19 protein-coding genes are annotated in these 20,523 nt (G+C 65.4%); 14 read left to right on the top strand and 5 right to left on the bottom strand.

The window, feature by feature from the left end; genetic code table 11:
* Window positions 1-18: 18 nt before the first annotated feature.
* On the bottom strand, window positions 19-432 hold the full coding sequence (locus OKW29_RS32890; RefSeq protein ID WP_090801864.1) for a VOC family protein: 414 nt from the start codon (window positions 430-432) through the stop codon (window positions 19-21).
* Between the two features lie 104 nt (window positions 433-536).
* On the bottom strand, window positions 537-1,439 hold the full coding sequence (speE, locus tag OKW29_RS32885) for a polyamine aminopropyltransferase (protein WP_429293944.1): 903 nt from the start codon (window positions 1,437-1,439) through the stop codon (window positions 537-539).
* A 269-nt stretch (window positions 1,440-1,708) separates the two neighbouring features.
* On the opposite strand from speE, the gene tkt reads away from it, so the two are divergent.
* Window positions 1,709-3,730, top strand: a complete 2,022-nt coding sequence (gene tkt / locus OKW29_RS32880) for a transketolase (protein WP_429293943.1) — start codon at window positions 1,709-1,711, stop codon at window positions 3,728-3,730.
* Between the two features lie 112 nt (window positions 3,731-3,842).
* The gene (gene gap, locus OKW29_RS32875; protein WP_429293942.1) at window positions 3,843-4,856 is read left to right on the top strand and encodes a type I glyceraldehyde-3-phosphate dehydrogenase; all 1,014 of its coding nucleotides are present in this window, start codon (window positions 3,843-3,845) and stop codon (window positions 4,854-4,856) included.
* A gap of 70 nt (window positions 4,857-4,926) precedes the next feature.
* On the opposite strand, the gene OKW29_RS32870 is transcribed toward gap, so the two are convergent.
* A complete protein-coding gene (locus OKW29_RS32870) occupies window positions 4,927-5,613 on the bottom strand; it encodes a FadR/GntR family transcriptional regulator (protein ID WP_429293941.1) in 687 nt (228 codons plus the stop codon).
* A gap of 236 nt (window positions 5,614-5,849) precedes the next feature.
* On the opposite strand from OKW29_RS32870, the gene OKW29_RS32865 reads away from it, so the two are divergent.
* The 3 genes from OKW29_RS32865 to OKW29_RS32855 all read left to right on the top strand — a co-directional run bounded on the left by OKW29_RS32865 (window position 5,850) and on the right by OKW29_RS32855 (window position 8,865).
* The gene (locus tag OKW29_RS32865; protein WP_429293940.1) at window positions 5,850-7,178 is read left to right on the top strand and encodes a C4-dicarboxylate transporter DctA; all 1,329 of its coding nucleotides are present in this window, start codon (window positions 5,850-5,852) and stop codon (window positions 7,176-7,178) included.
* Between the two features lie 136 nt (window positions 7,179-7,314).
* A complete protein-coding gene (alc, locus tag OKW29_RS32860) occupies window positions 7,315-8,325 on the top strand; it encodes an allantoicase (protein WP_429293939.1) in 1,011 nt (336 codons plus the stop codon).
* Between the two features lie 27 nt (window positions 8,326-8,352).
* Window positions 8,353-8,865, top strand: coding sequence for an ureidoglycolate lyase (locus OKW29_RS32855; RefSeq protein WP_429293938.1), 513 nt, complete (start codon window positions 8,353-8,355; stop codon window positions 8,863-8,865).
* 102 nt (window positions 8,866-8,967) lie between these two features.
* On the opposite strand, the gene fur is transcribed toward OKW29_RS32855, so the two are convergent.
* Window positions 8,968-9,396, bottom strand: coding sequence for a ferric iron uptake transcriptional regulator (gene fur / locus OKW29_RS32850; protein ID WP_013090534.1), 429 nt, complete (start codon window positions 9,394-9,396; stop codon window positions 8,968-8,970).
* Between the two features lie 152 nt (window positions 9,397-9,548).
* On the opposite strand from fur, the gene OKW29_RS32845 reads away from it, so the two are divergent.
* From OKW29_RS32845 to OKW29_RS32805, 9 genes are all read left to right on the top strand, one after another.
* Entirely contained in the window at window positions 9,549-10,397 is an 849-nt protein-coding gene (locus tag OKW29_RS32845; protein ID WP_429293937.1) for an outer membrane protein assembly factor BamE, read from the top strand.
* A 345-nt stretch (window positions 10,398-10,742) separates the two neighbouring features.
* Complete coding sequence (gene dapB, locus OKW29_RS32840) at window positions 10,743-11,540, top strand: 4-hydroxy-tetrahydrodipicolinate reductase (RefSeq protein WP_184066764.1); 798 nt, start codon at window positions 10,743-10,745, stop codon at window positions 11,538-11,540.
* Between the two features lie 78 nt (window positions 11,541-11,618).
* Complete coding sequence (locus OKW29_RS32835; protein ID WP_184058458.1) at window positions 11,619-12,338, top strand: MotA/TolQ/ExbB proton channel family protein; 720 nt, start codon at window positions 11,619-11,621, stop codon at window positions 12,336-12,338.
* Window positions 12,339-12,429: 91 nt separating this feature from the next.
* On the top strand, window positions 12,430-12,861 hold the full coding sequence (locus OKW29_RS32830; RefSeq protein ID WP_429293936.1) for an ExbD/TolR family protein: 432 nt from the start codon (window positions 12,430-12,432) through the stop codon (window positions 12,859-12,861).
* 184 nt (window positions 12,862-13,045) lie between these two features.
* The gene (gene leuS, locus OKW29_RS32825; protein WP_429293935.1) at window positions 13,046-15,637 is read left to right on the top strand and encodes a leucine--tRNA ligase; all 2,592 of its coding nucleotides are present in this window, start codon (window positions 13,046-13,048) and stop codon (window positions 15,635-15,637) included.
* Between the two features lie 88 nt (window positions 15,638-15,725).
* On the top strand, window positions 15,726-16,277 hold the full coding sequence (gene lptE / locus OKW29_RS32820) for an LPS assembly lipoprotein LptE (RefSeq protein WP_429293934.1): 552 nt from the start codon (window positions 15,726-15,728) through the stop codon (window positions 16,275-16,277).
* 54 nt (window positions 16,278-16,331) lie between these two features.
* A complete protein-coding gene (holA, locus tag OKW29_RS32815; protein WP_429293933.1) occupies window positions 16,332-17,459 on the top strand; it encodes a DNA polymerase III subunit delta in 1,128 nt (375 codons plus the stop codon).
* 264 nt (window positions 17,460-17,723) lie between these two features.
* Window positions 17,724-18,995 (top strand): glutamate-5-semialdehyde dehydrogenase, encoded by a 1,272-nt coding sequence (locus OKW29_RS32810; protein WP_184050922.1) that lies wholly within the window; start codon window positions 17,724-17,726, stop codon window positions 18,993-18,995.
* A 64-nt stretch (window positions 18,996-19,059) separates the two neighbouring features.
* Window positions 19,060-19,476 (top strand): CopD family protein, encoded by a 417-nt coding sequence (locus tag OKW29_RS32805; protein WP_429293932.1) that lies wholly within the window; start codon window positions 19,060-19,062, stop codon window positions 19,474-19,476.
* A 113-nt stretch (window positions 19,477-19,589) separates the two neighbouring features.
* Here the strand turns inward: OKW29_RS32805 and OKW29_RS32800 are convergent, their stop codons facing one another.
* Window positions 19,590-20,435, bottom strand: a complete 846-nt coding sequence (locus tag OKW29_RS32800; RefSeq protein ID WP_184066743.1) for a MurR/RpiR family transcriptional regulator — start codon at window positions 20,433-20,435, stop codon at window positions 19,590-19,592.
* Window positions 20,436-20,523: the final 88 nt, after the last annotated feature.

The raw sequence follows: 20,523 nt of genomic DNA, 5'->3' as shown, positions 1-20,523 counted from the left end.
GACGGGAGACTCTTGAATTCAGGACAGGTGGCGGGCGAGCGCCCAGCGATAGCCGTCGATATCCTCGACCTGCGCGAAGCGGTCGCCCCAGAACTGGTCCTGTGGCTCGCTCAGCGACTTCGCGCCGGCCGCGAGCGCGCGAGCATACACGGCGTCGACGTCCTCGACATAGACATAGAACGATTGCGGCGCGATCGTGCCCGCGCTTTTCGGCGTCTTCGCGGTCGAGCCGAACGCGCCTTCAGGCGCGAACATCACGATCAGCTGGCCTTGATAGGTCATCTCGACGTGCATGACGACGCCGTCGTCCTGCACGCTGTCGCGCACGTCGAAACCGAACGCCGCCGAGAAGAATGCCGTCGACGCGCGCGCGTCGCGCACCGTCAGATAGGGGGTGAGCCAGGGCACACCGGCGGGGTGGGGGGCGGTCATGGAGTTCTCCGGATCTCGTGAGGCGGCGAGGCCACGGTTGCGGGTTTCGGTCGGGCGCGGCACGCCGGCATCACACGAACCGATTCGCGCAAGGTGTCCGCGCTTCAAAAGGACGACTTCGTCAACGGACTCAGTTTATCGCGCGCCGATCGCGCCGCCGAGAATAGCCCCGCGTGCAGGGCTGGTTCGTAATGACGCAGCGAATCGATGCCGCGCGCGGCGAGACGCTCGGTGAGCGTGTCGGCGGTGAGCGCGGCGGGGTCGAGCGTGTCGCTGGCGATCGCCATCAGCCATAGCGAGCCGTAGAGCGGCACGAAGGTGCCCAGCGTGCGCACCTGTGCGAACGCGGCGTGCAGATCGCCGAGCAGCGCGGCGATGCGCGGCGCGTGGTGGTACGGCGAGCCGAGATGGAGCGACAGAAACCCATCAGCACGTAGCACGCGCTTCAACTGCGCGTAGAAGGTCGGCGTGTACAGGCCGGCCGCGGGCGAATCGGGTGGCGTCAGGTCGAATACGACGAGGTCGAACTGCGCGGCCGCGACGTTCGTGGCACCCTGCGTCGCGCGGGCCGCCGCCGCGACGTAGTCCGCCGCATCGCCGATCACCAGCTCGACGCGCGGATCGTCGAACGCACCGCCATGCACCTGCGGCAAATGTCCGCGCGTGAGCCGCACGACCTCGGCATCGAGCTCCGCGACGACGATCCGCTCGATGCCCGGATGCCTGAGCAATTGCCTCGCGGCCCCGCCATCGCCGCCGCCGAGCACCAGCGCCGCGCGCGGCGCCGGATGCGCGAGCGCGGCCGGATGCACCATGCATTCGTGGTAGATGAATTCGTCGCCTGCGGACGTCATCGGACGGCCGTCGAGCGTGAACAGGGCGCCGAGCTGCGGCGTGTCCCAGATCTCGATCGTCTGATAACGGGATTCGACACGCTCGACGAGGCGCGCGTGAGGAAAGCCGTAGACGGCGTCGGGACAAGGCTGGAACAATAGCGGGGCGTTCACGGCGGACGGGCTCGATCGGTAGTGCGGGCACACAGCTGCTCGAATTGTAAATGCCGCCGCCTGGCGGTGCGCGTTGAACCACGCGGCCAGGCGGCTTTCCGGCCGGATAGGGGTTAACCTTCTGCTAGAATGTAACGCTTTCAGCCTTGTCCGCTTGCTCTGCCCGTTTCGCGTCTCCTGGCGCCGCATCGTGCGCCGTAGCGAAGTGACCGCCGAGCTTCCGGGCCTCAAGCGCGCCCCCGCTTTCTGACTCTGTCTCCGGACTCGACATGACGACCCCGTCTCCCGCACCCACCTCCCTGATGGCCAACGCGATCCGCGCGTTGGCCATGGACGCCGTTCAAAAGGCGAACTCCGGTCACCCCGGCATGCCGATGGGCATGGCCGAAATCGGCGTCGCCCTGTGGTCGCGTCATCTGCGCCATAACCCGAAGAACCCGCAATGGGCCGATCGCGACCGCTTCGTGCTGTCGAACGGTCACGGCTCGATGCTGCTGTACTCGCTGCTGCATCTGACCGGCTACGACCTGCCGATGGACGAGCTGAAGAACTTCCGCCAGCTCCATTCGAAGACGCCGGGTCACCCGGAATACGGCATCACGCCGGGCGTCGAGACGACCACCGGCCCGCTCGGCCAGGGTCTCGCGAACGCGGTCGGCATGGCGCTCGCCGAATCGCTGCTCGCCACCGAATTCAACAAGCCCGACGCCAGGATCGTCGATCACCACACGTACGTGTTCGTCGGCGACGGCTGCCTGATGGAAGGCATCTCGCACGAAGCCTGCTCGCTCGCGGGCGTGCTGAAGCTGAACAAGCTGATCGCGTTCTACGACGACAACGGCATTTCGATCGACGGCGAAGTGGTGCACTGGTTCCACGACGACACGCCGAAGCGCTTCGAAGCATACGGCTGGAACGTGATCCCGAACGTGGTCGGCCATGACGTCGACGCGGTCGACGCGGCGATCAGGCAGGCGAAGCTGTCGGACAAGCCGACGCTGATCTGCTGCAAGACCGTGATCGGTGAAGGCGCGCCGACCAAGGCGGGCTCGCACGATTCGCACGGCGCGCCGCTCGGCGACAAGGAAATCGCGGCGACGCGCGAAGCGATCGGCTGGAAGTGGGAGCCGTTCGTGATTCCGCAGGAAGTCTACACGGCATGGGACGCGAAGGAAGCGGGCGCGCGCTTCGAAGCGGAATGGGACGAGGCGTTCGCTGCCTACGCGGCGAAGTACCCGCAGGAAGCGGCCGAATTCAAGCGCCGCAGCGCGAAGCAACTGCCGGCCGACTGGAAAGATAAGGCGAAAGCGATCATCGCCGGCGCGAACGAGCGCGCTGAGACCGTGGCGACGCGTAAGGCATCGCAGCAGGCCATCGAAGGTCTGTCGGCCGTGTTGCCCGAACTGCTCGGCGGTTCCGCCGACCTGACCGGCTCGAACCTGACCAACTGGAAGGCCGCCAAGCCGGTGCGCGTGAATGCCGAAGGCCGTGCCGCCGGCAACTACGTGAACTACGGCGTGCGCGAATTCGGCATGAGCGCGGCGATCAACGGCGTCGCGCTGCATGGCGGCTACAAGGCGTTCGGCGGCACGTTCCTGACGTTCTCCGACTACAGCCGCAACGCGCTGCGCGTCGCCGCGCTGATGAAGTCGCCATCGATCTTCGTGTTCACGCACGACTCGATCGGTCTCGGCGAAGACGGCCCGACCCACCAGTCGATCGAACACGTCGCGAGCCTGCGCCTGATCCCGAATCTGCAAACGTGGCGCCCAGCCGACACGGTCGAAACCGCGGTGGCCTGGACCCATGCGATCGAGCATGAAGGACCGTCGTGCCTGATCTTCAGTCGCCAGAACCTGCAGTTCAACGAGCGCACCGACGCGCAGATCGCCAACATCGAGAAGGGCGGCTACGTGCTGCGCGACTGGGATGAAGAGATCGTCGCGCGTAAGATCATCCTGATCGCGACGGGCTCGGAAGTCGAACTCGCGATGAAAGCCGTCGAGCCCCTCGCGCGCGAAGGCATCGCCGCCCGCGTCGTGTCGATTCCGTCGACGACCGTGTTCGACAGGCAGGACGCCGAGTACCGCGAACGCCTGCTGCCGCATGGCGTGCGTCGCGTCGCGATCGAAGCGGGCGTGTCGGATTTCTGGCGCAAGTACGTGGGTCTGGAAGGCGGCGTGGTCGGCATCGACACGTTCGGCGAATCGGCCCCGGCAGGCGTGCTGTTCAAGCATTTCGGTTTCACCGTCGAGCACGTGGTGGCGACGGTCAAGGCCGCGCTCGGCTGATGGTTGCGTCGCGTTGCCGTCGCGCCCCTCGTGGCTGCGCGCGGCAACGCACCGAACCGGATGTCCGACCAGGCGAACATACACGGATTTTTTAGCCATCAGGAGATAAATCATGACGATTCGCGTCGCAATCAACGGCTACGGCCGGATCGGCCGCAATACCCTGCGCGCCTTCTATGAAAACGGCAAGAAGCACGATATCGAAATCGTTGCCATCAACGATCTGGGCGATGCGAAGACCAACGCCCACCTGACGCAGTACGACACCGCGCACGGCAAGTTCCCGGGCGACGTGTCGGTGGACGGCGACTACCTCGTCGTGAACGGCGACAAGATCCGCGTGCTGGCGAACCGCAACCCGGCCGAACTGCCGTGGGGCGAACTGGGCGTCGACGTCGTGATGGAGTGCACGGGCTTTTTCACGACCAAGGAAAAGGCGAGCGCGCACATCAAGGGCGGCGCGAAGAAGGTCATCATCTCGGCGCCGGGCGGTAAGGACGTCGACGCGACCGTCGTCTACGGCGTGAACCACAACGTGCTGAAGGCATCGGACACGGTCATCTCGAACGCATCGTGCACGACCAACTGCCTCGCGCCGCTGGTCAAGCCGCTGAACGACAAGATCGGCCTCGTGAACGGCCTGATGACGACGATCCACGCGTACACGAACGACCAGGTTCTGACCGACGTGTACCACGAAGACCTGCGCCGCGCGCGTTCGGCCACGCATAGCCAGATCCCGACCAAGACCGGCGCGGCATCGGCGGTCGGCCTCGTGCTGCCGGAACTGAACGGCAAGCTCGACGGCTACGCAATCCGCGTCCCGACGATCAACGTGTCGGTCGTCGACCTGTCGTTCATCGCCGCGCGCGACACGACGGTCGAGGAAGTCAACGCGATCATGAAGGAAGCATCGGAAGGAGGCGCGCTGAAGGGCGTCCTCGGTTACAACGACGCACCGCTCGTGTCGATCGACTACAACCACAATCCGGCTTCGTCGACGTTCGACTCGACGCTGACCAAGGTGTCGGGCCGTCTCGTGAAGGTGTCGAGCTGGTACGACAACGAGTGGGGCTTCTCGAACCGCATGCTGGACACGGCTGTGGCGCTCGCGAACGCGAAGTAAGTTTCGGGTTTCACGCTGCATGAAAAAGCCGCTCTTCGGAGCGGTTTTTTTCGTCTGCGATTTTTGCCGTCTACGGGGTGGGGAAATAGACGCCGGCGCGCTGCGCGGCGTTCGCGATGTGCGTCTCGATCGCCTTGCCCGCGGCGAGCGAATCGCGGGCCTTCAACGCGTCGAGAATCGCGCGATGTTCGGTGTACGTGGACAGCACCCGCTCGCGCCGGTAGAACGGCATGCGCTGGCTTTCCTGCATGATCTCGGCGCTGCTGCGCAGGATCGACTCGATCGCCGCATTGCCCGCGATGCTGACGATGCGCATATGGAACGCGTAGTCGAGCCGAGCTGCTTCGTCGAGTTCCTCGCAGGCGAGCGCGCTTTGCATCGCGGTGATGTTTTCCTCGAGCCACGTGAGGTCGTCGTTGGTGACCGCGAGCACCGCCATGCGCGCGACGAAGCCTTCGAGCGCGTAGCGCATCTGATACGTGTCGGGCAGCGACGACTGCTCGGCGAAGCGCCACGCCTGCGCGTTTTTCGCCTGCGCGCTTTCCACGTAGACGCCCTTGCCGGGGCGGATCACCAGCAGACCAAGCGCTTCCAGCGTGGAAAGCGCTTCGCGCAGTGACGCGCGGCTGATCGACAGTTCATCGGATAGCTGGCGCTGCGCCGGCAGCAGACTGCCCACCGGATAGACGCCCCCCTCGATACGCTCGCGGATGGTTGCGATGGCCGCGTCGGTGACGGTGTGCGGGACGTTTTTCATGAGGGATCGCTCGGTAGCGTGGTCTGACCGCAATTCTAATACTTGCGCGCGAGAAGGCGCGCCGCGCGCAGTCTGAAATCCCGAATCCGACCCGAAATCGCCGAAAAAACAACGGGTAAACACTGCTCGATGAGTCCTTGACGCGGGTATATCGGCTTCCTACTATTCGCCATAACAGCACTGGTCGGACCAGTCTGAACAGAAGTGACCGAAACAACCATCCGCAGGAGGAAGCCGTGTTGAAATTCTTCAATTCGCTATTTGGCCGGGTCGTGATAGCGCTCGTGGTCGGCATCGTGCTCGGTGCCGTGTTTCCGCATTTCGCGCAGTCCTTGCGGCCGCTTGGCGACGGCTTTCTGAAGCTGATCAAGATGGTGATCGGGCCGATCGTGTTCTGCGTGGTGGTGAGCGGCATGGCGCACGCAGGCGATCTGCGCAAGGTCGGCCGCGTCGGCTTGAAGTCGGTGATCTACTTCGAGGCGATGACGACGATCGCGCTCGTGATCGGCGCGGTGCTCGCTTACGCGACGCGTCCTGGTGCAGGTATGAACGTGAACCTGAACTCGCTCGATGCGGCGTCGCTCGCGACCTATACCGAGCACGCGAAGAGCCTGAAGGACACAGCGGGCTTCCTGCTGAAGATCATCCCCGACACGGCGATCAACGCGTTCGCGACCGGCGACATTCTGCAGATCCTCGTGTTCTCGGTGCTGTTCGGCTCGGCGCTGTCGCTGCTCGGCAAGCGCGCGCAACGCGTGAGCGGGTTGATCGATGAGCTGTCGCAGGTGTTCTTCCGCGTGATGGGCTTCATCATCAAGCTCGCGCCGCTCGGCGTGCTCGGCGCGATCGCGTTCACGACCGGCACCTACGGCGTCGAGTCGCTGAAGCAGCTCGGCATGCTCGTGCTGGTGTTCTATGCGAGCTGCGCGGTGTTCGTCGTGCTCGTGCTCGGCGCGGTGATGCGGCTCGCCGGCTTCAGCATCTTCAAGCTGATCCGCTATCTGCGCGAAGAACTGTCGATCGTGCTCGGCACCGCGTCGTCCGACGCCGTGCTGCCGCAGATCATGCGCAAGCTCGAATGGATGGGCGTCAAGGATTCGACGGTCGGTCTCGTGATTCCGACCGGCTACTCGTTCAACCTCGACGGCTTCTCGATCTATCTGACGCTCGCCGTGCTGTTCATCGCGCAGGCGACCAACACGCCGCTGTCTATTCATGACCTGATCGTCGTCGTGCTGGTGTCGCTGGTGACGTCGAAGGGCGCGCACGGCATTCCGGGCTCTGCGATCGTGATTCTGGCGGCGACGCTCTCCGCGATTCCCGCGATTCCTGTGCTCGGTCTCGTGCTGATTCTGCCGGTCGACTGGTTCGTCGGCATCGCCCGGGCGCTCACCAACCTGATCGGCAACTGCGTCGCGACGGTGGTGGTCGCCGTGTGGGAAAACGATATCGACAAGGCGCGCGCGCATCGCGTGCTGAATCGCGACGCGGCGCTGCGCTACGTGCCCGTCGTCGACGACACGCTCGTCGAACCCGGTGCGGCCGAACCCGCACCGGCGGTCTGACGGCTGCGCGGGGATCTGGTCTGACCAGACGAACCGGCATTCGCTTCCTAGATAGCTCCTCGACCTTTTTTCGCAAAGCCGGCAGTTGCCGTGGCGCCGCCGGCTGTTTCCGACCTCTTCGACACCGACCGACATCATGGCCAACCCGATCCTCGACCCGAACGCTGCCGCCTTCACACGCCGCTACATGAACCTCGCCGATCCGCGCCTCGGCGCGAAGGCGCTGTTCGCCAGCGACGAATTCTTCGCGCCGAAAGAGCGCATGCTCGACCCGCAGCCGGCGGTGTTCATCCCCGGCAAATACGACGACCACGGCAAGTGGATGGACGGCTGGGAGACGCGTCGCAAGCGCACGACCGGCCATGACCATTGCGTGATCCGGCTCGCGCGGCCGGGCGTCGTGCATGGGGTCGATCTCGATACGAGCCACTTCACCGGCAATTTCCCGCCGGCGGCGTCGATCGATGCCTGTCATAGCGACGCTGACGTGCCGCCCGAGCACGCCGACTGGCAGCCGCTCGTGCCGGCGACAACGCTACAGGGCAACCAGCATCACTACGTCGAGGTGAAAGACGCGCGCCCGGTCACCCATCTGCGCGTGAATCTGTATCCGGACGGCGGGCTCGCGCGACTGCGCGTGTACGGCCAGCCGCAGCGCGACTGGAGCCGCGTCGAGCGCGGCACGCTGCTCGATCTCGCCGCGATCGAAAACGGCGCGTACCTCGTCGCCGCGAACAACCAGCATTTCGGGCCGGCCTCGCAGATGCTGATGCCGGGCCGTGGCGTGAACATGGGCGATGGCTGGGAAACGCGGCGGCGTCGCGAGCCGGGCAACGACTGGGCGATCGTCGCGCTCGCGCGGCCCGGCGTGATCCGCAAGATCGAAGTGGACACCGCGCACTTCAAGGGCAACTTCCCGGATCGCTGCTCGCTGCAGGCGGCATCGGTGACCGGCGGCACCGACGATTCTCTCGTCACGCAGGCGATGTTCTGGCCGGTGCTGCTCGGCGAACAGAAACTGCAGATGGATCACGTGCACGCGTTCGCGGACGACCTCGCCGCGCTCGGGCCGGTCACGCACGTGCGCTTCAACATCTTCCCGGACGGCGGCGTGTCGCGCCTGCGTCTGTGGGGCGAGATCGCTTAACGCAAGCAACGTCATGGAGCGGCACGCATGAAGATCCTGCAGATGGAACGCCTGACGCGCGCGGCCTTCGCGCCGTTCGGCGACGTGATCGAACTCGACGGCGCGCGTCGTTTTCCGATCAACGGCGGTACCACCGAGCGCTATCACGACCTCGCGCGCGTCGACGTGGTGGAGCAGGGCGGCCGACCGCTCGTCAGTCTGTTTCGCGCGCAGCCGCGCGCGCTGCCCGTCGAGATCACGATGATGGAGCGGCATCCGCTCGGCAGCCAGGCTTTCATTCCCTTACGCGCGGGCCGATATCTGATGGTGGTCGCGCCGGCCGGCGAGTTCGACGCCGCGCGCATGCGCGCGTTCTGGACCGATGCGTGGCAGGGCGTCAATTACGCGAAAGGGGTCTGGCACCATCCGCTGCTCGCGCTGGATCAGGTCAGCGACTTCATCGTCGTCGATCGCGGCGGCGATGCGCCGAATTGCGACGAATTGCAATTGGCCGAGCCGTGGCGCCTCGCCTTCGAGCCGAGTATGGAGTTGGTCGGATAGCGGCGATTGCCGCCGCCTGAATAGAAAAGACCCGGCCGATGCCCATCGGCCGGGTCTTTTTTCTGACTTGCCAGGTCGCGTTGGCAGGCGACCCGCGACGCATCAGTGCTTACGATGCGGACAATTTTCCTTCGTGCACGCCCCATACAGCGCCAGCGCGTGTTCCTGCAGCTTGAAGCCGCGCGCCTTGGCGATGGACTGCTGACGGCTTTCGATTTCGGGGTCGAAAAATTCCTCGACCAGCCCGCAATCGAGGCACACGAGGTGGTCGTGGTGCGACCCCTCGTTCAGTTCGAACACCGCCTTGCCCGATTCGAAATTGCTGCGCGAGAGCAGGCCGGCCTGCTCGAATTGCGTCAGCACACGATACACGGTGGCGAGACCGATATCGAGCTCCTCGTGCAGGAGGTTGCGGTACACGTCTTCGGCGGTCAGGTGACGCACCGGGCTATGCTGGAAAATCTCAAGGATTTTGAGGCGCGGAAGGGTCGCCTTGAGCCCGATATTCTTGAGATCGGTTGGATTGGTCATGACAAGGGATCCCTAGAGTACAATGCTGGGCTCTCATAGTAATGTGTTTTGGCGTTCTGGTCATTTTCGATGGAATGAGCGCGGCCCGCAAGCGGGCCCGCACGGTGAGTGAAATGATTTCTAAATCTCAATTGATCTACCGGGGGAGCCGCATGCGGGGTACCTTGATCGCTGTTGCGACTGTCGCGGTTCTTGCCGGATGTTCCACGTACGACAGCCTGACCCAGCGCGTTGCCCAACGCATTACGCCGTATCGGATTACGGTCGTGCAAGGTAACTTCGTGTCACAGGAAATGGCCGATCAGATGAAGGTCGGCATGACGCGCGCGCAAGTGCGTCAGGTGCTCGGCACGCCGCTGCTGACCGACATGTTCCACGCGAATCGCTGGGATTACGTGTTCTATTTCAAGCGCGGCAACACCTCGATCGTTCAGCAGCGCGACTTCGTCGTGTTCTTCTCGGGTGACCTCGTGACCCACTGGACGGGCGGCGAGGATCTGCCGACCAATCTCGAATTGCTGGCCGAAATCGACGGTGATCGCCGTGGCCGCCGCCCGAACGCGACGCCGCCGCGCGCGACGAGCGCGGCCGAGGCCGCCAACGCCGTGGCCGCCAGCGACGCAGCCGCCGCCAGTGCGGCCGCCGCCGCGGCACCGGCTACCGTGGATACGACGCGCTCGCCGTCGGTCGAAGGCGCCCAGCAGGCCGCCACGCCGTCCATGGACGCCAACGCGGAAGCCGCCCAGGCGGCCAATCGCGCAACGAGCGCGGTGCCGACGCCGAGCCGCGCGCCGTCCGTGCGGTCGGCCGTGCCGAGGGCGGGCGCTGGCGGGATCCCGACGCAAGGCCCGACGTCCGGCGGTCAGCCGCAGTTCCAGTTCAAGCGTCCGCCGCCGCCCGCTCAGGAGAACGAGAGCAACCCGGTCGGCCCGACGGGCTCGCAAAGCAGCGGCAGCCCGACGTTGAACACTTCGCCGGCGACGCCGGGAACGAGCAACTGATTTGCTCGTCGGTGTTGTGAGGCGGGCTGCGCGCCACATGTGCGGCGCCCGCCAGATGTGTGTTTGTCCGTCACCAGGCGAGGTCGGAAATGCGCCGCTTGGGCCGCATGAATGTGTTGCCGCGGCAGTGGGTCGCCGCAGCGGGCCGTATCGGTCAGTCACCTGAGCGAGCCGTCCCGATCGGCCGCCCCCATTGGCTCCAGCAGCGAGCCGGGCGATTTCGCTCCCTGCCGCCGCATGTCCCTATATCGACCGGGCGCATTCCCCGGCACACTGGTCCGGGCATTCGCCGGGCCGCGTTTGCCGGGCTCCATACCGGTTGACTCTTTTCGAATCCTCATCGTCATGAAAATTGCCATTGCGGGCGCATCGGGCCGAATGGGCCGCATGCTCATCGAAACCGTCCTCAACGACGCCGACGCGACGCTGTCCGGCGCGCTCTGCCGCACGGGCGCTGCGCAGCTTGGCCAGGACGCCGGCGCGTTCCTCGGCAAAGAGACCGGCGTGCTGATGTCCGACGACATCGAGCGTGTGTTCGCCGAATCCGACTACCTGATCGACTTCACGCGTCCCGACGCGACGCTCGCGCATCTCGAAGCCGCGCAGCGCCACGACGTGAAAATGGTGATCGGCACGACCGGCTTCGACAACGCGCAAAAAGCGCAGCTGCGAGCGGCGGCGCGGAAGATCGGCGTCGTGTTCGCGTCGAACATGAGCGTCGGCGTGAACGTCACGCTGAAGCTGCTCGAATACGCGGCGCGGCACTTCTCGACCGGCTACGACATCGAGATCATCGAGGCACATCATCGTCACAAGGTCGACGCGCCGTCCGGCACCGCGCTGACGATGGGCGAAGTGATCGCCAACGCGCTCGGCCGCAACCTCGACGACTGCGCGATCTACGGTCGCGAAGGCGTGACCGGCGAGCGCGATCCGTCGACGATCGGCTTCTCGGCGATTCGCGGCGGCGATATCGTGGGCGATCATACGGTGCTGTTCGCGGGCATCGGCGAGCGCATCGAGATCACGCACAAATCGGCAAGCCGCCTGTCATATGCACAAGGCGCGCTTCGTGCTGTACGCTTCCTCGAAGGCCACGACAACGGCTTCTTCGACATGCAGGACGTGCTCGGCCTGCGTTGAGCGAAGCCCGTTGCGCATAGTCGGAGTAGCGCATCCCGAGCGCGCCCTCCCGAAGTCACTTTCCCAAGGCGAGGTCAGATGGCAGGCAGCAGCGGCATCATCCATTACCTGCAAACGAGCGACGCAATCACGCATGGCGTCGCCTATGTGCTGCTGGCCATGTCGATTGCGAGCTGGTGTTTTCTGATCGTCAAGAGCTGGATTCTGACGCGCGCGAAACGCCAGGCCAACCGGGCGATCGCGCGCTTCTGGCAGGCGCCGACGCTCGCCGAAGGCGTCGCCATCCTGCGCCGCACTGATCGTGAGCGCGTGTTCGCGCCGCTCGCCGAAGCGGCGCTCAATGCGGCCGAGGTCGACATTCCGGGCGCGCTGCTCGCGCGCGTCGAGCGCAGCGAACGGGTGCTGCGCGCGCTGCGCCAGGCGCTCAATGCGTCGCAGCGGCGGCTCGAGTTCGGTCAGGTGCTGCTTGCGTCGGTTGGCAGCACCGCGCCGTTCGTCGGTCTGCTCGGCACCGTATGGGGTATCTATCACGCGCTCGGCAGCATCGCGGCGAGCGGGCAGGCGCAGATCGAGAACGTCGCGGGACCGGTGGGCGAGGCGCTGATCATGACCGCGTTCGGTCTGGTGGTGGCGATTCCGGCGGTGCTCGCGTACAACGTGCTGGGCCGCCTCGTGCGGCAATTGTCCGAGGAGTTGGACGGCTTCGCGCACGATCTGCATGCGTACGTGTGCTCCCCAACCGAGCACGCGCCGACGCCTCCGCGCGCGCAGCAGGCGGCGCGCGAGGCGCACCGCTGACTTGTCACGCGCGGCGGGCTCGGCACATCGCGACCTTCCTCGCACGACACACCGCCCATCGCACGGGCAAGCTCAGACGCAAGGAGGCGACATGGCATTCGGCGGACTCGAGAAGAAGCAGACGGCCGCGCCGATGGCCGAGATCAACATGACGCCGCTGATCGACGTGATGCTGGTGCTGCTGGTGATTTTCATCATCACCGCGCCGCTGTTCTCGCACGCGATCCGGCTCGATCTGCCGAAGGTCGCGGCGGCGCCCGCGCGTCAGACCCCGCAAACCATCTCCCTTTCGATCGACGGCGCCGGCAAGCTCTACTGGAACGGCAAGCCGATCACGCTCGCGCAGATGCGCGTGCAGTTCGCCGAGGCCGGCAAGCGGGCGGACCAGCCGGACATCCAGTTGCGCGCGGAGCGCTCGACGCGCTACGAAGTGATTGCGCAGGTGATGGGCGCCGCGCAGCAGGCGGGGCTCGAGCGGATCGGCTTCGTGACGGACCCGCCGCCGCCCGCCGCGCAGCACTGAGCGCCACCGGGTGCGCACCGCGTTCACCAATCCGGCATACCCAGTCCCGCACCACGCCGCGCGGCGCACCCGTCCGCGAACGGTATAATCAGCCCTTTCCCCGCCGAAGGGGACACGACGCAACGACATTCTGCAGAGCACCGGGCCGGTGCGAAAGCACCGAACCTGGCGATCCCATCACACCATGCACGAAAAATATGTTCCCTCCGACGTCGAAGCCGCCGCGCAAGGGCAATGGCGCGCCATCGACGCCTACAAGACGACGGAAACCACCGACAAGCCCAAGTTCTACTGCGTCTCGATGCTGCCGTATCCGTCGGGCAAGCTGCACATGGGGCACGTGCGCAACTACACGATCAACGACGTGATGTACCGCTATCTGCGGATGAACGGCTACAACGTGCTGATGCCGATGGGTTGGGACGCCTTCGGCATGCCGGCGGAGAACGCCGCGATGGCCAACAACGTGCCGCCCGCGCAGTGGACCTACGACAACATCGCTTACATGAAGAAGCAGATGCAGTCGATGGGCCTCGCGATCGACTGGTCGCGCGAAGTCGCGACCTGCAGCCCTGACTACTACAAGTGGAACCAGTGGCTGTTCCTGAAGATGCTCGAAAAGGGCATCGCGTACAAGAAAACCGGCACCGTGAACTGGGACCCGGTCGACCAGACCGTGCTCGCGAACGAGCAGGTGATCGACGGGCGCGGCTGGCGCTCGGGCGCGCTCGTCGAAAAGCGCGAAATCCCGATGTACTACATGCGCATCACGCAGTACGCGGATGAACTGCTGAACGATCTCGAAGGCCTCGGCTGGCCCGAGCGCGTGAAGATCATGCAGCAGAACTGGATCGGCAAGAGCTTCGGCGTGAACTTCGGCTTCCCGTATGAAATCGACGGCGAACAGAAGCTGCTGCGCGTGTTCACGACGCGCGCCGACACGATCATGGGCGTCACGTTCTGCGCGATCGCCGCCGAGCATCCGCTCGCCACGCGTCTCGCGCAAGACAAGCCGGAACTGCAGCCGTTCATCGACGAATGCAAGCGCGGCGGCGTCGCCGAAGCCGACGTCGCGACGATGGAAAAGAAAGGCATGGCCACCGGCTTCTACGTCACGCATCCGCTGACGCAGGCGAAGGTCGAGGTGTGGATCGGCAACTACGTGCTGATGACTTACGGCGAAGGCGCGGTGATGGGCGTGCCGGCGCACGACGAGCGCGACTTCGCGTTCGTGAAGAAGTACGGTCTGCCGGTCAGGCAGGTCGTCGCGGTCGAGGGCAAGGAATTCTCGACAGAAGCGTGGGCGGAGTGGTACGGCGAGAAGACCGGCACGCTGGTGAACAGCGGCAAGTACGACGGCCTCGCCTACGACGAAGCCGTAGACCGCATCGCCGCCGATCTCAAGGAACTGGGCCTCGGCGACAAGCAGATCACGTGGCGTCTGCGTGACTGGGGCGTCTCGCGCCAGCGTTACTGGGGCACGCCGATCCCGATCATCCACTGCCCGAAGTGCGGCGACGTGCCGGTGCCGGAAAAAGACCTGCCGGTCGTGCTGCCGGAAGACCTGGTGCCGGACGGCACGGGCAATCCGCTCGCGAAGTCCGAAGCGTTCCTGAACTGCACGTGCCCGAGCTGCGGCGGCGCGGCAAAGCGCGAAACCGACACGATGGACACCTTCGTCGATTCGTCGTGGTACTTCTACCGCTACGCGTCGCCAGATGCGAAGACGATGGTCGACGAGCGCACTGACTACTGGGCGCCGATGGATCAATACATCGGCGGTATCGAACACGCGATCCTGCACCTGCTGTACTCGCGTTTCTGGGCGAAGGTGATGCGCGACCTCGGTCTCGTGAAGTTCGGCGAACCGGCGAAGAACCTGCTCACGCAGGGCATGGTGCTCAACGAAACCTATTACCGCGAAAACGAAGCGGGCAAGAAGACCTGGTACAACCCGGCGGAAGTGACCGTGTCGTTCGACGACAAGGGCCGCCCGGTCGGCGCGGTGCTCAACGCTGACGGCCAGCCGGTCGTGCTCGGCGGCGTCGAGAAGATGTCGAAGTCGAAGAACAACGGCGTCGACCCGCAGATGCTGATCGATCAGCACGGCGCGGACACCGCGCGTCTGTTCGTGATGTTCGCGGCGCCGCCCGAGCAGCAGCTCGAGTGGTCGGGTTCGGGCGTCGAAGGCGCGAGCCGCTTCCTGCGTCGCGTGTGGAACTTCGGCTATTCGAACGAAGCCGCGCTGCGCGCGGGCGGCCAGTTGGACGCCGCACGATTCAACGACACCGACAAGGCGCTGCGTCGTGAGATCTATAGCGTGCTGAAGCAGGCCGATTTCGACTATCAGCGTCTTCAGTACAACACGGTGGTATCGGCCGCGATGAAGATGCTCAACGCGCTCGACGGCGCGAAGGGCGCGCAGACCGCCGTGCTGCGTGAAACCTACGGTGTGATGCTGCGCGTGCTGTACCCGGTCGTGCCGCACCTGACGTTCCAGCTGTGGCAGGAGCTCGGCTATGCCGACGAATTCGGCCCACTGCTCGACGCGCCGTGGCCGAAGGTCGACGAGAAGGCGCTCGAACAGGCCGAGATCGAACTCGTGCTGCAGGTGAACGGTAAGGTGCGCGGCGCGATCACGGTCGCGAAGGACGCGTCTCGCGAAGCGATCGAGCAACAAGCGGCCGCGCACGAAATGGTCGCGAAATTCAGCGAAGGCAAGGCGCCTAAGAAGATCATCGTGGTGCCGGGCCGCCTCGTGAACGTGGTCGTTTGACGTTCCAGGTCCTCATCCGGCAGACGGAGCGCCGCCCGCCCGGCGGCGTTCCTCGGCACCGCGAATCCACTGCGAACCGGGAGCGAATGTGACTCGCAGATCGTTTTTGACGCTCGCTTGCAGCGTAATGATGTTGTCGGCCTGCGGCTTCCAGTTGCGCGGCCAGCAGGACTTCGCGTTCAAGCGCCTCTATGTGGCGGGCGGCTCGCCCGCGGCCATGGCGCGCTTCACGCGCATGGTGCAGGGCGGCAGCGACACCGTGGTGGTCAGCTCGCCCGCCAATGCCGATGCGCTGCTGCAGATCACGCAGAACCGCAACGTCAGCACGCTGACGCTGAATTCGCTGGGCGTCGTCGCCGAGTATCAGCTGAATCTGCAGATGACCTACACGCTGACCGGCAAGGACGGCACCGTGTTGATTCCGGGCAGCGTGATCGCGCTGAACCGCGCGATGACCTATAGCGACCAGTTCTCGCAGGCGAAGGCCGCCGAGTCCGACATCCTGTTCGCCGACATGGAAAACGACGCGGTCGATCAGTTGGTCCGCCGTCTCGGCGTGGTGCGCTCGCTGCATCCGACGCCGGCCGAGGCCGTGCCGGCCATCGTGCCGCGCGCACCGCTGCCGCCGCCGCCGCTGTGAGCATCGCACCGTTCGTGATTCGTCGAATCTCATTCATCCCGTCAACCGCCAGCCATGCAACTGCGACCTGACGCGCTCGAAGCGCATCTCGCCCGCGGCCTCGCCGGACTGTACGTCGTATACGGCGACGAGCATCTGCTCGCGCAGGAAGCGTGCGATCGCATCCGCGCGGCGGCGCGCGCGGCCGGCTTCACCGACCGCTCGGTGTTCACGGTCGAGCGCGGTTTCGACTGGAGCTCGCTGCTCGGCGCGAGCCAGTCGATGTCGCTGTTCGGCGACCGTCAGCTGGTCGAGTTGCGCATTCCGTCGGGCAAACCCGGTAAGGAAGGCGCCGATGCGCTGAAGGCGCTCGCATCCACCGTCAACGACGACGTGCTGACGATGATTACGCTGCCGCGCCTCGATGCGGCCACGCAAAAGTCGGCATGGTTCGCCGCGCTCGCCGACGCCGGCGTCGCGCTGAAGATCGATCCGGTCGAGCGCGCGCAGCTGCCGAACTGGGTCGGGCAGCGGCTCGCGGCCCAGGGTCAGCGCGTCGCAGCCGGCGAGGAGGGGCGGCGTGCGCTCGCGTTCATCGCCGAGCGCGTCGAGGGCAATCTGCTCGCCGCGCATCAGGAAATCCAGAAGCTCGGGCTGCTGTATCCGAACGGCTCGCTGAGCTTCGATCAGGTTCAGGACGCGGTGCTCAACGTCGCGCGCTACGACGTGTTCAAGCTCAACGAGGCGATGCTCGCGGGCGACGTCGGCCGTCTCGCGCGCATGCTCGACGGGCTGCGCGGTGAAGGCGAGGCCGCGGTGCTCGTGCTGTGGGCGGTCGTCGAAGAAGTGCGCACGCTGCTGCGGATCAAGCGCGGCGTCGCGGCTGGCAAGCCGCTCGCGATGCTCACGCGCGAGAACCGCGTATGGGGTCCGCGCGAACGGCTGATCGGACCTGCGCTGTCGCGCGTCAGCGAAGCGGCGCTCGAGACGGCACTCGCGCTGGCGGCGCGGCTCGACCGGCAGGTGAAGGGGCTGTCGGGCGGCACGCCGGGTAATCATCGCAACGATCCGCCGCCCGATCCGTGGGACGGCCTGTTCGAACTCGCAATGACGGTGGCGGCGCCAAAACCGTCGGCAGCTTCGCCAGTGCCGCCGCCGCGACCTCGGGTGCCAACGGCGGCGCCAGCGCGGCGGCCAGTCTGAAGCGACACAGCTGATTCGCGCGAGCGTCGAAGCAGTGGCTGACGCGAGCAATCGTGTACCAACTGCCAGTCGTTCCACACATACAGACCAGCGTGTTTCGCGTGCCACGCGCCGAACGAAACGCATCGGCGAACCTGCGACAGCACAGTGCACCCGCCGCCCGCGTGCGAGCAAAGCCCCGGTACCCGACTTACAATCGTTTGATCTTTCGCTAATCTTGCCCGACCACCGCATGCCAACGTGCGGGGCATCACGAGAATGACCATGGATATCGACCAGTACATGACCGACCTCGGCCAACGCGCCCGTCAGGCTTCGCGCGCGATGGCGCGGGCGTCGACCGCCGCGAAGAATGCGGCGCTTGCGGCCGTTGCCGAGGCGATCGAGCGCGATGCCGATCTGCTGAAGGCCGCCAACGCGCGCGACCTCGAACGCGCCCGCGGCAAGGGCCACGATGCCGCGTTCATCGACCGGTTGACGCTGTCCGACAAGGCGCTGAAAACGATGGTCGAAGGCCTGCGCCAGGTCGCGGCGCTGGCCGACCCGATCGGCGAGATCAGCAATCTGAAGTACCGGCCGAGCGGTATCCAGGTCGGCCAGATGCGTGTGCCGCTCGGCGTGATCGGCATCATCTACGAATCGCGCCCGAACGTGACGATCGACGCGGCGGCGCTGTGCCTGAAGTCCGGCAACGCGACCATTTTGCGCGGCGGCTCGGAAGCGCTCGAATGCAATACCGCGCTCGCGAAGCTGATCGGCGAGGGCCTCGAAGCGGCCGGTCTGCCGCAGGACGCGGTGCAGGTGGTCGCGACGTCGGACCGCGCGGCGGTCGGTAAGCTCATCACGATGACCGAGTACGTCGATGTGATCGTGCCGCGCGGCGGCAAGAGCCTGATCGAGCGTTTGATGAACGAAGCGCGCGTGCCGATGATCAAGCACCTCGACGGCATCTGCCACGTTTATGTCGACGATCGCGCGGACCTGCCGAAGGCGCTGAACGTCTGCGACAACGCGAAGACGCACCGCTACGGCACCTGCAACACGATGGAGACGCTCCTGGTCGCGCGCGGCATCGCCGCTGAGGTGCTACCGCCGCTGGGCAAGCTGTATCGCGGCAAGGACGTCGAGCTGCGCGTCGATGCGGCGGCGCGCGCGGTGCTGGCCGATGCGGGCGTGGGTCCGCTCGTCGATGCGAGCGAGGAAGACTGGCGCACCGAATATCTCGCGCCGGTGCTCGCGATCAAGGTGGTCGACGGCATCGACGCGGCGATCGAGCACATCAACACGTATAGCTCGCAGCACACCGACGCGATCGTCACCGAAGACCACGACCGCGCGATGCGCTTCCTGCGCGAAGTCGATTCGGCGAGCGTGATGGTCAACGCGTCGACGCGTTTCGCGGACGGCTTCGAGTTCGGCCTCGGCGCCGAGATCGGCATTTCGAACGACAAGCTGCACGCGCGCGGCCCGGTCGGCCTCGAAGGGCTGACGTCGCTGAAATACGTCGTGCTGGGTCATGGCGAAGGCCGTCAATAAAGCACGAATCGAAGCGCCACAACCACCGGCGCCACAACAACAAGGACCACAAGGACCCCCGCCGATGCTTTGGGTAAAGACGTTTCACATCGTATTGATTGCCTCCTGGTTTGCCGGCCTGTTCTATCTGCCGCGCATCTTCGTCAATCTGGCGATGGAAACGGAACCCGCCGCGACGGCGCGTCTTCTGCTGATGGCGCGCAAGCTGTTCCGCTTCATGAGCTTCATCGCCGTGCCCGCGATCGCGTGCGGCCTGTGGTTGTGGCTCGTGATCGGCATCGGCAGCGGGCAGGCCTGGATTCACGCGAAGGTCGGCGTCGTCGTGCTGCTGATCATCTATCACGCGTATTGCGGCGTGCTGTTGCGCAAGTTCGAGCGCGGCGAGAATCGCCGCTCGGACAAGTGGTATCGGATGTTCAACGAGCTGCCGGTGCTCGGTATGCTCGCCGCGGTCGCGCTGGTGGTGATCAAGCCGTTCTGAGCGGCTGACGGCGTTAAGCAGGGCGCTGGAAAAGACCAAAGGGCGGGTATGCCGGTTGAATGGCACACCGCCCTTTTGCGTTATCCCGTCGTTCCGCATTCCATCGCAGCGGTTCACCCCTGCGAATCCACCCGCCGCCGGTGGATCACTTCCTTCGTTTGTGCGAGCTTCTCCAGCAGTTCGGGCCCGCGGGTCAGCGCGACGCCGACCGCCAGAATGTCGCCGATCGCCAGATGTGACACGCGCGAGGTCATCGGGGAGAAGATGTCGGTGTCTTCGTCGACGTTCGCAAAGAGGCCCACGGTTGCGAGCCGCGCGAGCGGCGAATTGCCGTGCGTGATCGCGATCACCTTCGCGCCCGCGTTCAGCGCGGCCTTCGCGGCATCGATGATGTCGCGCGTGCGGCCCGTATTGGAAATCGCGACGACCACGTCCCCAGGTCCGAGCAGCGCGGCCGACATCAGAAACGTATGCGGGTCCGAATACGCGACGCTCGGCATGCCGAGCCGAAAGAACTTGTGCTGCACGTCGAGCGCGGCGATGCCTGAGCCGCCCGCTCCGTAGAACTCGATGCGCTTCGCTTGCGCGAGCATGTCGATCGCCGCGGCGACGCTATCCGACGACAGATTGTTGCGCACCTGAATCAGCGCGCCGATCGTCCGGTCGAGCACCTTCGCGGCGACGCCCGGCGTCGGCTCGTCGGGCCGCACGTCGCGATAGACGGCGGGTACTTCGCTGGCGATGCCCTGCGCGAGACGGATCTTGAATTCGCGAAAGCCGGAGAAACCGAGCGCGTGACAGAAGCGCGCGATCGTCGGCTGACTCACGCCCGCGCGCGCGGCGACCTCGGTCATCGACAGATCGAGCACCTCGCGCGGCGCCTCGATCACGTAATCGGCCAGCTTGCGCTCGGACGGGCGCAGCTGGTCGCGCATCTCTTCCACCTGGGACAGCATCATCGGAAAACTCGCACTATGCTGAAGAACGTGTGGACTATATCCGATTGGTCGTTGGCGCACAAAAGCTAGGTACAAAAACTACATATCG

This window comes from Paraburkholderia sp. CI3 (assembly GCF_050436505.1).
GTDB lineage: Bacteria > Pseudomonadota > Gammaproteobacteria > Burkholderiales > Burkholderiaceae > Paraburkholderia > Paraburkholderia tuberum.
The sequence above is the reverse complement of the archived record's forward strand: the minus strand, read 5'-3'. Positions and strand labels throughout refer to the sequence as shown.

Coding starts and splice junctions, on each gene's coding strand:
- OKW29_RS32890 (WP_090801864.1), bottom strand. CDS start 432: ATGACCGCCCCCCACCCCGCCGGTGTGCCCTGGCTCACCCCCTATCTG.
- tkt (WP_429293943.1), top strand. CDS start 1,709: ATGACGACCCCGTCTCCCGCACCCACCTCCCTGATGGCCAACGCGATC.
- gap (WP_429293942.1), top strand. CDS start 3,843: ATGACGATTCGCGTCGCAATCAACGGCTACGGCCGGATCGGCCGCAAT.
- OKW29_RS32870 (WP_429293941.1), bottom strand. CDS start 5,613: ATGAAAAACGTCCCGCACACCGTCACCGACGCGGCCATCGCAACCATC.
- alc (WP_429293939.1), top strand. CDS start 7,315: ATGGCCAACCCGATCCTCGACCCGAACGCTGCCGCCTTCACACGCCGC.
- OKW29_RS32855 (WP_429293938.1), top strand. CDS start 8,353: ATGAAGATCCTGCAGATGGAACGCCTGACGCGCGCGGCCTTCGCGCCG.
- fur (WP_013090534.1), bottom strand. CDS start 9,396: ATGACCAATCCAACCGATCTCAAGAATATCGGGCTCAAGGCGACCCTT.
- OKW29_RS32845 (WP_429293937.1), top strand. CDS start 9,549: ATGCGGGGTACCTTGATCGCTGTTGCGACTGTCGCGGTTCTTGCCGGA.
- dapB (WP_184066764.1), top strand. CDS start 10,743: ATGAAAATTGCCATTGCGGGCGCATCGGGCCGAATGGGCCGCATGCTC.
- OKW29_RS32835 (WP_184058458.1), top strand. CDS start 11,619: ATGGCAGGCAGCAGCGGCATCATCCATTACCTGCAAACGAGCGACGCA.
- OKW29_RS32830 (WP_429293936.1), top strand. CDS start 12,430: ATGGCATTCGGCGGACTCGAGAAGAAGCAGACGGCCGCGCCGATGGCC.
- leuS (WP_429293935.1), top strand. CDS start 13,046: ATGCACGAAAAATATGTTCCCTCCGACGTCGAAGCCGCCGCGCAAGGG.
- holA (WP_429293933.1), top strand. CDS start 16,332: ATGCAACTGCGACCTGACGCGCTCGAAGCGCATCTCGCCCGCGGCCTC.
- OKW29_RS32810 (WP_184050922.1), top strand. CDS start 17,724: ATGGATATCGACCAGTACATGACCGACCTCGGCCAACGCGCCCGTCAG.
- OKW29_RS32805 (WP_429293932.1), top strand. CDS start 19,060: ATGCTTTGGGTAAAGACGTTTCACATCGTATTGATTGCCTCCTGGTTT.
- OKW29_RS32800 (WP_184066743.1), bottom strand. CDS start 20,435: ATGATGCTGTCCCAGGTGGAAGAGATGCGCGACCAGCTGCGCCCGTCC.